This is a genomic window from Rhodococcus sp. P4_B6 (assembly GCF_056402215.1).
The window spans coordinates 1-11,655 of sequence record NZ_JBFUHV010000026.1 but is presented as its reverse complement, the minus strand read 5'-3'; the positions used below and the strand labels follow the sequence as shown (position 1 = coordinate 11,655).

The window sequence follows — 11,655 nt, the reverse complement described above, 5'->3', positions numbered from 1 at the left end:
CAGGTTATGCGGTCGTGCAGCGGTCGAGCGAACGCCGTGCCGACCTGCACCCCTCACCCCACCACGACACCGACGAAAGGGAGGCGGGGCAATCAGAGGACGAACAGCACGAAGACGATCGCGACCAGCACGAGCGCCAGCCCGACCGCTGCGGCGACGAGCCAGGACGCCCGGGAGGCACTGTCGGAATCTTCCCCGGACTGCACGACGGCGCGCGGTTCCGGCGGCGTCGCGACTGCCGTTCCGCCCGACACTCGCGCGGGGGAGGCGCCCACCGCTGCGGCGGACGCGGGGTTCTGCGTGCGTGTGGCGGCCCGGTTCGGGGTTGCGGACGTCGACGGCACGGGCTCGCCGACGACGGCGTCGATCACCTCGGTGACGTCGTACGACGGTGGCAGGCCGATCGGGGTCACCCTGTGGGTGGTCGGATTGAACCCGGCGGCGCGGATGGCGGCACCGAGCGCCGAGGTCTGCTCGGGGCCCGGGCCGACGACGCACCGGACATCGAACTTCTCGCCGATCGTGGCCGCGAATCCGTGAACGGCCGCGGAGTCCCTCGCGATCAGACCGTCGCCCGTGACGACCACGGCGTCGAGGTTGCTGGGCAGCCAGCCGAACGCACCGAGTGCGGTCGCGATCTGGGCCGTCGGGGAGCCCCCCGAGGAGAACCGGAACGCCTTGCCTGCCTCGACACCCGAGCGAATCAGCGCGACCGTCGATCCGGTGTCGTCGACGTGATAGATGCCGACCAACTGCCCGGGGCGCTCGGCGATCTCGGATTCGAACCAGGCCGCGGCGGCTTCGGCGTCCGAGACCAGGGACAGATACGACATGTCGGCGTAGTCGAGCGCGTCGCGGAGCGCTGCGACCGCGGCCGAGTCCCAGCGGGTCGGATAGGTGGCCATGATGTCGGGGGCGCCACCCGTTCGGCCGCCGTGGTCGGGCAGAGGTTCGCACTCGCGGAGCAGGCATCGCATCGCACCCGCGACCAGGTCTTCTGCGCGGTACCGCGATCCGTCGCCCACCGCGACGCCGGCGGGGTCGCCGACACGGGGAAGGAACCCCGACACGGTGTGGGTATCTCCGATCGTGTGCGGCGCCGATCCGCCGAGAATTGCGGTGCCGTCCGGGCACATGTGCAAGACGGTGTCGCGGACGATGACGATCGGATCGGGGGATCCTGGATCGTTCGACGCCACCACCGCGGTGGACACGACACTGCCGATCCTGAGCCCGACTCCCATGGACATGCAAGAACCCCTATTCGTGTTGCGAACGGATTGCGACTTCCGTCAGGCCCGCCCGACTCGGTCGGTGAGGCCACAAGATGTACATCCTGCTACCCGAGGGTGCTTGTGCGCGCCATCACGCGCGGCGTGGCGTGGTCGTATTGCACACACTCGGGGAGTTTGCGCCTGCGACGAGTGATCGGTCAGGTCACCGTGGGTGCGCCGAGGGCCGTTCTCCACTCGGTCACGTTCTCGGTCATCCAGCTGAGGAGATGCTCCGCTTCCTGCGGATGGCGGCCGGTGCCGGCGAGGAGATCCGCGAAGGCCTGTGCCGGGGCGACCAGGCGGACGTTGTCGCGGAACAGGGTGCGTTCGAAGACCGCGGCCGATCGGGGAGTGGCGACGAGGACGTTGGCACCCTGATCGACGGAACGTAGTTCGAGAGCGCCTGCCAGCGCCTCGGCGTTGTCGGCGTAGATCTGCACGTGGTGCGTCGGTGCGTACTCGACGAACGCTGCTGCGGCGTGCGAGCCTGTCACCGCGTAGAGATGGTCGGAGACCTTCCCGAGTTTCGCGACGAACGACTGCACTCCCTCGGGTGCGAAGTAGCCGACGGTGGGGCAGTCCTTGAAGCTGGAGTCGCTGCTCCAGGCGCGCAGCATCTGCTGCCACCGAACACTGGTGATGGGGCCGCGGGGGAGTCGCTCGAGGAGATCGCGTTCCTCCAGGGTCTCCACCACCCGATAGGTCGCGCCGGTGGACGCGCCGGACAGCCGGACGAGTTCCGGGACCGTCAGCTGACCCGAGTGATCGGCGAGGGCACGCACGACCCGCGCGGCGGGATCGCCGGTCAGCTGGGCGGCCGGACGGCCGGGCCCACGCCACGGGTCGGCGTCCGCGCCCCGGTCTCGCACCCAGATGGCGGGCCGGTCCGCCGACAGAGAGGTGTTGCCCGTCGCGTCCGCGTACGACAGACCCCTGGCGTCGAGTTGGCGGCGAACGGGTTCGGAAAGATAACGGGCGCAGACGAATCCGCGATCGGATCCGGACAGTCCGTCGGCGAACCGGGCGGCGTCCCCCGCGAGCACCCCGCGGGCGGGGATGACGGAGAAGGACGCCACCTCGCCGCCCGGGGCACCGACCAGCAACCGTTCCGGTGCGTCGGCGAGGGAGCGGGACTTTCCGGACGTCAGCGACCAGCCGTGGGGGAGTGCGGCCTGGAGGGTCGCGATCGCCCGGCGGTAGAGATCGATGTCGCGTTCCGGCTTGGGGAACGGGACCTTGGGCTCGCTCCCGGCGAATTCGGGGTTCTCCTGATTCGGCACTTCGCCAGTCTACTCACTCGGTCCGAGACGGAACCGCGTAAAAGACCGAATTCTGAGATTCCGTTCCGTACGTCACCGAGTATGCAGATCCCGCCGATCCTCACCACCGCACAACACCCGTTCCGAAAGCTCGGACAAGGGCACGCACACGATTTCAGGGGCGTCGGGCGGTCCAGGCGGTCCTGCTGCCGCGGACCGTCAGGTCCCCGCGGTGCAGGACGCTGTCCGGGTTGTCTTCCGAGAGAAGACGATCGAGAGTGTCGCGGTCGTCGGCGGCCAGTTGTCCGTCGAGGGCGGAGCGAACACGGCTCAGAAAGGTATGTGCGTAGCGTCCGGTGCTGGGCGGGGCGGGGGTTGCCTCACTGGTGAAATTGCGCTCCTCGACGTCCACGAAACCAGCTCTCTCCACGTGGTCCCGCCAGTTCGGGTGAGCGTTCCAGTCCATCCGCGCCAAGGCCTCGTGGCAGCGCGACTCCAGGCCCGGGCGGCCCATGCCCAGGTCGTCCGGCAGGAGGCGGGGCAGGGCGTCCATCTCGACGACCACCAGCACGCCGTCGGAGTTCAGCGCGGCGTACATGTCGCGCAGCACCCGGTCGGGGTCGGCGACCTCGTGCAACGAAGAGGCCGCCCACACGACGTCGGTGGCCTCGACTGCGGGCCAGCCGGCATCCAGATCGGCGTGCACGACGCTCACCCGGTCGGCCAGGCCCTGCCCGCGCGCGGCTGTGCGGACGCGCTCGAGCATCACCTCCGACCTGTCGATCGCGACCACCTCGGCCGCGGGGAACCGCCGAGCCAGCGTCAGGCTGCCGACGCCCGTTCCCGCGCCCACGTCGACGACCCGGCGCGGCGTCTCCCCGACGCGCCGTTCGGCCCACTCGGCCACCTGATCCAGGTAGGAGCCGAAGATCTCGGCGTCCAGGTCGAGGAGATCCGGCAGAGCGGCTTCGTGGGCGAGTGTGTGCTCGCCGTGGTGGTGGGCGTGGTGATGCGAATGCTGTGTCATGACTCCAAGGCTAGTCACGTTCTGCTCTATACGCATACACTCTTGCGTATGACGCAAGAACTCGGATTGGACGGTGTGATCCGGCAGCGCATCCGGGGCCTACGGCTGGCCCGCGGCTGGTCCCTCGACGCGCTCGCCGCCCGCTGCTTCCTCAGTCCGTCTACGCTGAGCCGCATCGAGACGGGCCACCGCAGGATCGCCCTCGACCAACTGGTTCCGATCGCGCGGGCTCTCGGCACCACGCTCGATCAGCTCGTCGAGTCCGTCGACGACGAGGACGTGGTGATCCGGCCGATGCCCGAACACACGCGAGGCCTCACGACCTGGCTCCTGTCCCGCGAACGCGCCCTCCACGGCGCAACCGTGGCGAAGATGCGCATCACCCCCGAACGGACGGCCGGCCCGGAGCACGTCTGTGTGCACCCCGGTCACGAGTGGTTCACCGTCCTGTCGGGGACGGCCCGCCTGCAACTGGGGGAGCGGACCATCCTGATCGAAGCCGGTGCCGCAGCGGAGTTCTCGACCATGGTGCCGCACTCCATCGGCGCCCACGACGGTCCGGTGGAGATCCTCACGATCTTCGACCACGACGGGGAGCGGGCACACCTGCACGCCGCGGACGACGCTCCGCCGGCGTGACGAACGCACGCCTACGGTGCACGGCCCATACGATGTGGGCGGCATCGGCGCACGCCGAGAAGAAAGGACGGATATGTCGTCTTCCGACACCGCAGGCGAGACGGAATTCCCGGCGAGTATGGGGAAGGTCTCCCGTCGTGAGCTCGCGTCCCACGGCTACACGCGCTTCGATCAACTGACGACGGTCACCGCCAAGGAGCTGTTGAAGATCCACGGCGTCGGACCGAAAGCGATCCGGATCCTCGAGGAGGAACTCGCCGAGCGGGGACTCGGCTTCGCCGGCTGAGCGGCGGAGCCGGACGCGCTACAGCAGGCCGTTCGCGCGCTGGTAGGTGGCAGGCGGTGTGCCGACGACCTGGGTGAAGACCCGGGTCAGGTGGGCCTGGTCGCTGAACCCCAATTCGTAGGCGAGCGCAGACCAGTCGATCCTCTCGCCCGAGTGGGCGGCGGCGGCCGCGTCGAGGATGCGAAACCGCTGGATCACCCACTTCGGGCCGATGCCGACGTATTCGGTGAACAGCCGTTGCAGGGTACGCAGGCTGCAGCCGGCGTGCGCGGCGAGCTGGTCTGCGCGGACGAAGTCCCGGCGGCGCTGGGCGTCGCCGACCAGGGCCGTGACCTCCCGTCCCGTAGGATCCGGAACGGGATCGCTGCGCAGAAGATACCGCTCGAAGGTGTCGATCATCTCCGCGCTGTCCGTGCCTGCGAGGATCCGTTCCGCGACGGGGCGATCGTCACCGGACAGCAGATCCCGTCCGGGCTGGACGGTTCCCGAGATCGCGCCGAGACTGCTCTTCAGCAGAGGCCGGAACCCGCCGGCGTGGAAGGCGGCACCCAGCACGTGGCCGTGTCCCGTCAACGTTCGGGAGAACGGCGACCGGGAGATCCCGTGCACCAGCAACTGTCCGTCCTCGGCGGCGACGTGAACGCGCGGCTGAGGAACCACCTGCTGCCGATGGGGCTTCGGCACCGACCACCTCACCAGCCAGTGGTAGTCGACGAACTCGGCCAAATCTGCTCGGGGAGCGACTCGTTCGACCTCGAAACCGGGTGCGTCGGCGGTCGGGCGGACGATCGCCTCGGGATGTCCTGGCACATTCGGCACTCGCTCATCCTAGTGTCGCGAATGTTCAAGAGCGCCACGCTGCCGCGTACCTAGAGTCTCCTGACATGAGCTACTCACACACTGCACGAAGCAAATTCACCATCGCCGCGTGGTCGGAATCGCTGATCACCGACATCGACGGCGAAGGTACGACCGCCGGCGACACCTACTACCCCGCACGCGGCGCCACGCGAGCGGCCGTCGAATATTCGTACTCCGGCGACATCGAGGGAACGAGCACCGTGACCTACCTGATCGCGTACAAGGCCGATGCCGCCCCGGTGCTCGGCCTCGAGCGCTTCGAGGGCTCGATCGGCGGGCACGACGGAACGTGCGTGTTCCAGCACCTCGGCAGCCAGGACCAGGGTTCCGTGTCGGCACGGATCGAGGTGGTGCCGGGTATGGGCACCGGCGGTCTGACCGACCTGCGTGGCAGCGCGGACCTGTCCATCGCCGGACCCGGCGAGGGCGGCTACGAATTCGTCCTGTCCTACGACATCGGCTGAGTACGGGTCGTCGAGCGTGCGCTCAGCGGCTTCAGGCCACACGACGCCGCGAGGCCCTGCGACTCGATGCCGAACGCGGTGTTGGAGCGGGTCATGAAGTTCGTCAGTGCGATGAACGCGGTCAGTTCCACCATCGCGGCCGGGCCGAGTGCCTTCAGTAGCCTGGCCGACAGTTCGTCGGTGACCGTCGGCGGGGTCAGCGTCATCGCCTCGGCATACTCCAGCGCGTCCCGCTCCAACGGGGTGAAGACGTCCGACTCGCGCCACCGAGGCACCTCGCGTGCCTTCGTCTCGTCCAGTCCCTTGTTGTGGGCTTGGAAGTARCCGTAGTCCAGGCAGAAGCCGCAGCCGACCATGCTCGCCACCGCCATGTGGGCGAACGATTTCAGATTCTCGTCACACCGGTCCCACTTCTGTACCTTGCGGCCCACGCTGAAGCTGAAGTTCAGCACCTTGCGGTTGTGCCACACGACCCCCACCCCGTCGGGTACGTCGCCGAGCATCTTGCGGGACATCCGCTTGACGACCGCACCGTAGATGCCGGTCAGCTCTGCCTGCGGGATCCTGGTCATGATTCCTCCTCCGGTTGGAATGTTCTCGGCATAGAGACACCGGCCACGAGCCGAATGTGACATCCGAACCGGATCTTTTTCGCCGGCCGCCCCTCAGCCCTGCGCGAGTGCGCGGTCGGCCAGCGCGGCGATCACGGGTGAGAGCGCCTGCGCGTGTTCGAGGGTCAGATGGTTGTCGTCGCGGTACACGAGGTCGTTGCCGACGACGACCGGGCAGCGCTCGGCGGTGCAGAACAGGGTGGTGAGATCGGCGTACCTGCCGCCGCCTGCCGCGGTGGCGGTCGCCTCGGCCGCGACCCCGGCGTCGTTGACCGCGACCGCACGCGGGGGCGAGCAGGCACTCGCGTCGTCGAGGTGCGCGGACAGGCACGTCGGGACGGTCGACTGCGGATCCGGGACGGGACCGAGGACGAGGACGGCCGCACCCGTGGCCCGCAGTTCCGTGACCAGCCGCGTCAGGCTGTCGAGCCAGGGCCGGGCATAGACGCTGAAACCGAAATCGGCGCCGTACCGCCGGGACATGCTCAGCACGACCAACCGGGGCCGCTCGGCCCGCAGCCGGTCGACGATCTCGCCGCGCCACTGCTCGCACTCGGTGTATTCCCGCCCGAGGTAGGGGCTGGTGAGGGGAAGGTCGAGGAGTGGGCAGGTGACCTTGCCCATCGTCTCCAGCCGCCAATGATGCTGCTCGGAGGCCGCTTCGAACGCCGGGGCCCACATCGCGGCATGCGAATCCCCGACCAGCGCAACCGTCGTCGCCGACGTCACGTCACCCGATGCGCACTCGTCCTGCCCCACCTCGAGCCACGACCGCACGCAGCCGTTGACGAACACCGCAGGCTTGTCTGCCGGTGCGTCGGCGAGCGGTGGCGACAGATTCGACGGGACCGACTGCAGCCCAGCAGCCGCCGCGACCGCCGCCTGCACCTGAGCGGTCATGTCGTTCACCGCCGCGTCACGCGGATCGATTGCGGGAGTGGCCGATTCGACCGGTGCCGAGACGGTGAGGGCTGCTGCGGCGGCGCCGTGTCCGACCGGGACCGGCCGCGCCACCAGCAGAACCAGCGCCGCACAGACGGCGACGGCGGTGACGGCTCCGCCGAGGACGAGGCTGCGTGAGGCCGAGAGACGTAGCGGAGCCGCGAAGCGAACCGGGTTCTCGACCAGGGCCAGTGTGAGTCCGGCCAGACCTGCGGACACCATGACCATCGCCAGCCGATCGGTCAGATCGAGAGAGCGGCCGAGCACGATCGGCGCGAGCAGCAGTACCGGCCAGTGCCAGAGATACCAGGAATAGGACACCCGCCCGACCGCCCGCATCGGCGGCAGGGACAGGCCCCGGCCGACCCCCAGCCGCGGTGCGGCACAGCCCGCTCCGATCACCAGCACCGTGCCGAGCACCGGCAGCAGCGCGGCGGTGCCGGGGTAGGGTGTCTTCTCGCCCAGCCGAAGACAGGCGAAGACGATCAGTGCGAGGCCTGCCCAACCGGCGGCCGCGGCGACCGCAGGCGGCAGCCGCCGCCAGTGCCGAACCGACAGCGCGACCAACCCACCGGCGGCCAGCTCCCAGGCGCGGGCGGGCAGCGAGAAGAACGCCCACGGCGGCAGCGTGCGGGTCCAGTCGAGCGAGACCGCGAACGACACCGCCGCGACCACCGCGAGGACCACCAGATACGGGGTCGTCGACGGTGCGTGGTCCGGGCCCTGGCGTCGTGTTCTGCGCCGCACGAGCCAGGCGACCCCGATGATCAGCGCAGGCCACAGCAGGTAGAACTGCTCTTCGACGCCGAGCGACCAGTAGTGCTGGAACGGTGACGGGGGCGTGTCCGCGGCCAGGTAGTCGGTGCCGTGCAGCGCCAGTCGGTAGTTGCCGACGTAGAGCGCGCTCGCGATCCCGTCACCGAGGACCGCGCGGGCCTGCAACGGAGGAAGGAGTAGGGCCGCGCCGATCGCGGTGGCCACCAGCACGACGCACCCGGCGGGCAGCAGTCGCCGGGCACGGGCGCCGTAGAACTCGGCCAGTCCCACGCGGCCGGTGGCAGCCACGTCCCGCCACAGCAGCCCGGTGATGAGAAACCCCGAGACGACGAAGAAGATGTCGACACCGGCGAATCCGCCGTCGATCCCGGGCACACCCGCGTGAAAGAACACCACGGCCAGCACCGCGACGGCCCGCAGACCCTCGATGTCCGTACGGAACACGGTTCCCACGGTCCGGTCACCGGCCTGAGGGCGGTTACCGGATCGGCCCCGTCGTTCCGAACTGGCGACGGTACTCACTCGATCAGCGATCTGTCCATGCGACGAGCCCCTTCAGCTGCAGCACTGGCCTCATGATGACAGCGGTGCCGCAGTTTTCCCGAAAGGCACGCCGTACCAGGGCAGAGCACAATCGGGCGAACACTCACACGTGCACGACGACCGACCCGTCGCGGACCGACGCGGGGTACGTGCGGACCGAGCCCACACCCTCGGATCCGCAGGCGCCCGTGTCGAAGGCGAACGCGTACTGGTGGAGCGGGCACGTCACGCCGGTGGCGTCGATCTGCCCGTCGGCGAGGGGACCACCCTTGTGCGGGCACACCGCATCCATCGCCCGAACGGTGCCGTCCGACAGCAGGAATACGGCCACCTGACGGTTCTGCACGACGTACGTCCGGCCTTCGCCCGGTGTCAGGTCGCTGACCGGTCCCACCGCGACCTCGGCGGGACCCTCGATCAGGGCGGTCATCGGACCGGCACCTGGGGGAGCGGCAGCAGCGGCAGCGAGGGAGCGAACTGTGCGGGCGATTTCGGCGCGCTGCGCTCCTTCCAGGGATCCCGGTAGCCGTCCACCGCCGTCTGGATCCGCTCGTCCAATCCGGTCACGATGTCCTCCTCGTCTCGGACCAGTAGCGCCTGAAGATGTTCGAGTCCTACCCGCGGCACGAAGTCGTACGTGCGTTCGAGCCATTTCGCGTTCTCGCGGTAGTACTGGATGAATCGCCCGCCGAGTTCGATCACGGCGTCCGGTGATTCGACCGTGGCCAGCAGGTCGCCCTTGCGGATATGCGCTCCGGCGGCGCCGCCGACGTAGATTTCCCATCGACCGTCGCCGACCGCGACCACACCGAAGTCCTTGCACAGGGCCTCCGAGCAGTTCCGTGGGCATCCGGCGACCGCGAGTTTCAGCTTCGCGGGCGTCTCCAGGCCCTGGAACCGCTCCTCGAGAGCGATGCCGAGGCTCGTCGAATCACCGAGACCGTAGCGGCAGAAGTCGGTTCCGACGCACGTCTTCACCGTGCGCATGCTCTTGCCGTAGGCGAACCCGGACGGCATGTCGAGGTCACCCCACACCTTGGGGAGATCCTCCTTCTTGATGCCGAGCAGGTCGATGCGCTGCCCGCCGGTGACCTTTACGAGCGGCACGCCGTACTTGTCCGCCACGTCGGCGATCTTGCGGAGTTGCTCCGGCGTGGTGACACCGCCCTTCATCTGCGGGACCACCGAGAACGTGCCGTCGCGCTGAATATTGGCGTGCACGCGGTCGTTGATGAACAGCGCGCCGCGCTCGTCCACCCAGTCGGGACCCCAGATGGTGCGAAGCAGCGAGGCCAGGGGCATCTTCGCGGACGACTCCTCCTTCGCGTCCACCGCGAGCTCGACGAACACCTGTGACACGGCGCGGAGATCGCGTTCCCGGATGGTCGCGATGAGTTCGGGCTTCGTCATCGGAATGCAGGGCACGTACCAGTCGGCGGAGGGGTCGGCTTCGAGTTCGCCGCCTGCGGCGCAGGCCACGATGTCGGCGACGAGTCCCTTGCACGAGCCGCAGCCCTTGCCTGCCCGGGTCTGGGCGCAGACGTCGGTGAGCGTCTTGGCGCCGGAATGGACGCACGCCACCAGATCGCCCTTGCTCACGCCGTTGCAGTTGCACACCTGCAGGTCGTCGGGGAGGTCGGCGACACTCGTCGCGGCGCTCGGGGCTCCGACGTCGAAGAGCATGCCGATCCGCTCCTCGGGCAGCGGAACCTTGCCGTCGAACGCCTGCGTGAGGAAACCCGCCTTGCTGATGTCGCCCATCAGCGTGGCGCCGATCAGCTTGCCGTCGCGGACGACGAGGCTCTTGTACGTGCCGCTGCGCGGTTCGTAGTACTGGATGAACTCGTCGTCCGCCGTCTCGGGTCCCTTGACGCCCATCGCGGCCACGTCGACACCGGCGACCTTCAGTTTCGTAGTGGTGCGTGTACCGACGTACGCCGCTTCGGGATTGGAGCCGGTGAGGACTTCGGCGAGGATGACCGACTGCTCCCACACCGGGGCGACGAGGCCGTAGGTCTCCCCACGGTGCTGTGCGCACTCGCCGACGGCGTACACGGAACCCTCGTCCTCGCAGCGCATCTGGTCGTCCACCACGACGCCGCGTTCGACCACCAGCCCGGCGGCCCGCGCGAGTTCGGTGTTGGGCCGGATTCCGGCGGTGACGACGACCATGTCGGCGGCCAGGGTGGAGCCGTCGACGAACGACACCCCGGTCACCAGGCCCGCCTCGTCGCGCAGCACGGCGGTGGTCCGCATCGAGGTGTGGACGCCGACGCCGAGTTTCTCGATCTCGGCGCGCAGGACGCTGCCGCCGCGTTCGTCGAGCTGCTGGTTCATCAGGTGCCCCGGGGAGTGCACGACGTTGACGGTGAGGCCCTGGGTGCGCAGCCCGTACGCGGCCTCGAGGCCGAGCAGACCGCCGCCGATGACCACCGCGGACACGTCGTCGCGGGCCTGCGCCATCTGCAGCATGCCGTTGGTGTCGGCGATGTTCCGGAATCCGAACACCCCGCGGGCCAGGCGCCCGTCGTGCTCCCGCAGTCCGTCCATGTTGGGGAAGAACGTATTGCTTCCCGTGGCGATGATGAGCACGTCGTAGTCGACGACGCGGCCGCTCTCGCACGTCACGGTCTTCGCGAACCGGTCGAGCGCCAGCGCGCGGTCGCCGGCGTGGAGTTTGACGCCGTTGGCGGTGTACCAGCCCATCGGGTTGAGGATCAGGTCCTCGTCGTCGACAGCCGCCTCCCCGGACAGGACGTGCGAGAGCATGATGCGGTTGTAGTTGCCGTAGGGCTCGTCGCCGATCATGGTGATCTCGAAACGCTCACGCCCGCTACGGTTGAGGATCTCCTCGACGGTGCGTGCGCCGGCCATACCGTTGCCGACGACCAGCAGCTTGCTCGAACTCGGTGTGTGGGCCATGCACAGAGGCTGCGCCCCGGGAGTGTCGTAACGGCTGCGCGCACGTTACG

General features: G+C 68.8%; 11 protein-coding genes. 3 read left to right on the top strand and 8 right to left on the bottom strand.

Annotation, left to right across the window (positions count from 1 at the left end; genetic code table 11):
- Positions 1-92: 92 nt before the first annotated feature.
- The 3 genes from AC1DWT_RS15330 to AC1DWT_RS15320 form a co-directional block, all read right to left on the bottom strand.
- The gene (locus tag AC1DWT_RS15330; protein WP_072941771.1) at positions 93-1,250 is read right to left on the bottom strand and encodes a hypothetical protein; all 1,158 of its coding nucleotides are present in this window, start codon (positions 1,248-1,250) and stop codon (positions 93-95) included.
- Positions 1,251-1,432: 182 nt separating this feature from the next.
- Entirely contained in the window at positions 1,433-2,554 is a 1,122-nt protein-coding gene (locus AC1DWT_RS15325) for a helix-turn-helix domain-containing protein (protein ID WP_206012605.1), read from the bottom strand.
- Between the two features lie 154 nt (positions 2,555-2,708).
- The gene (locus AC1DWT_RS15320) at positions 2,709-3,560 is read right to left on the bottom strand and encodes a class I SAM-dependent methyltransferase (protein WP_206012604.1); all 852 of its coding nucleotides are present in this window, start codon (positions 3,558-3,560) and stop codon (positions 2,709-2,711) included.
- Positions 3,561-3,608: 48 nt separating this feature from the next.
- Between AC1DWT_RS15320 and AC1DWT_RS15315 the strand changes: the two genes are divergently transcribed.
- Both AC1DWT_RS15315 and AC1DWT_RS15310 read left to right on the top strand, forming a co-directional pair.
- Positions 3,609-4,199 (top strand): helix-turn-helix domain-containing protein, encoded by a 591-nt coding sequence (locus AC1DWT_RS15315; RefSeq protein WP_206012603.1) that lies wholly within the window; start codon positions 3,609-3,611, stop codon positions 4,197-4,199.
- Between the two features lie 73 nt (positions 4,200-4,272).
- Positions 4,273-4,485 carry a helix-hairpin-helix domain-containing protein gene (locus AC1DWT_RS15310; RefSeq protein WP_072941763.1) on the top strand — a complete coding sequence of 71 codons (213 nt, stop codon included), beginning with the start codon at positions 4,273-4,275 and terminating at the stop codon, positions 4,483-4,485.
- A gap of 18 nt (positions 4,486-4,503) precedes the next feature.
- Here AC1DWT_RS15310 and AC1DWT_RS15305 read toward each other — a convergent pair whose 3' ends face one another.
- Positions 4,504-5,304: a helix-turn-helix domain-containing protein gene (locus AC1DWT_RS15305; RefSeq protein ID WP_072941761.1), complete on the bottom strand. Its 801-nt coding sequence runs from the start codon at positions 5,302-5,304 to the stop codon at positions 4,504-4,506.
- 65 nt (positions 5,305-5,369) lie between these two features.
- Here AC1DWT_RS15305 and AC1DWT_RS15300 point away from each other — a divergent pair, with 65 nt between their 5' ends.
- Entirely contained in the window at positions 5,370-5,810 is a 441-nt protein-coding gene (locus tag AC1DWT_RS15300; protein WP_072941759.1) for a DUF3224 domain-containing protein, read from the top strand.
- Here AC1DWT_RS15300 and AC1DWT_RS15295 read toward each other — a convergent pair.
- The 4 genes from AC1DWT_RS15295 to nirB form a co-directional block, all read right to left on the bottom strand.
- On the bottom strand, positions 5,795-6,382 hold the full coding sequence (locus tag AC1DWT_RS15295) for a carboxymuconolactone decarboxylase family protein (RefSeq protein WP_095863675.1): 588 nt from the start codon (positions 6,380-6,382) through the stop codon (positions 5,795-5,797). The genes AC1DWT_RS15300 and AC1DWT_RS15295 overlap by 16 nt on opposite strands.
- Before the next feature lie 93 nt (positions 6,383-6,475).
- Positions 6,476-8,662, bottom strand: coding sequence for an acyltransferase family protein (locus AC1DWT_RS15290; RefSeq protein ID WP_072941756.1), 2,187 nt, complete (start codon positions 8,660-8,662; stop codon positions 6,476-6,478).
- Between the two features lie 124 nt (positions 8,663-8,786).
- Entirely contained in the window at positions 8,787-9,113 is a 327-nt protein-coding gene (locus AC1DWT_RS15285; RefSeq protein WP_072941754.1) for a Rieske (2Fe-2S) protein, read from the bottom strand.
- The gene (nirB, locus tag AC1DWT_RS15280) at positions 9,110-11,605 is read right to left on the bottom strand and encodes a nitrite reductase large subunit NirB (RefSeq protein ID WP_206012602.1); all 2,496 of its coding nucleotides are present in this window, start codon (positions 11,603-11,605) and stop codon (positions 9,110-9,112) included. The genes AC1DWT_RS15285 and nirB overlap by 4 nt, the downstream gene beginning before the upstream one ends.
- Between the last annotated feature and the right edge of the window lie 50 nt (positions 11,606-11,655).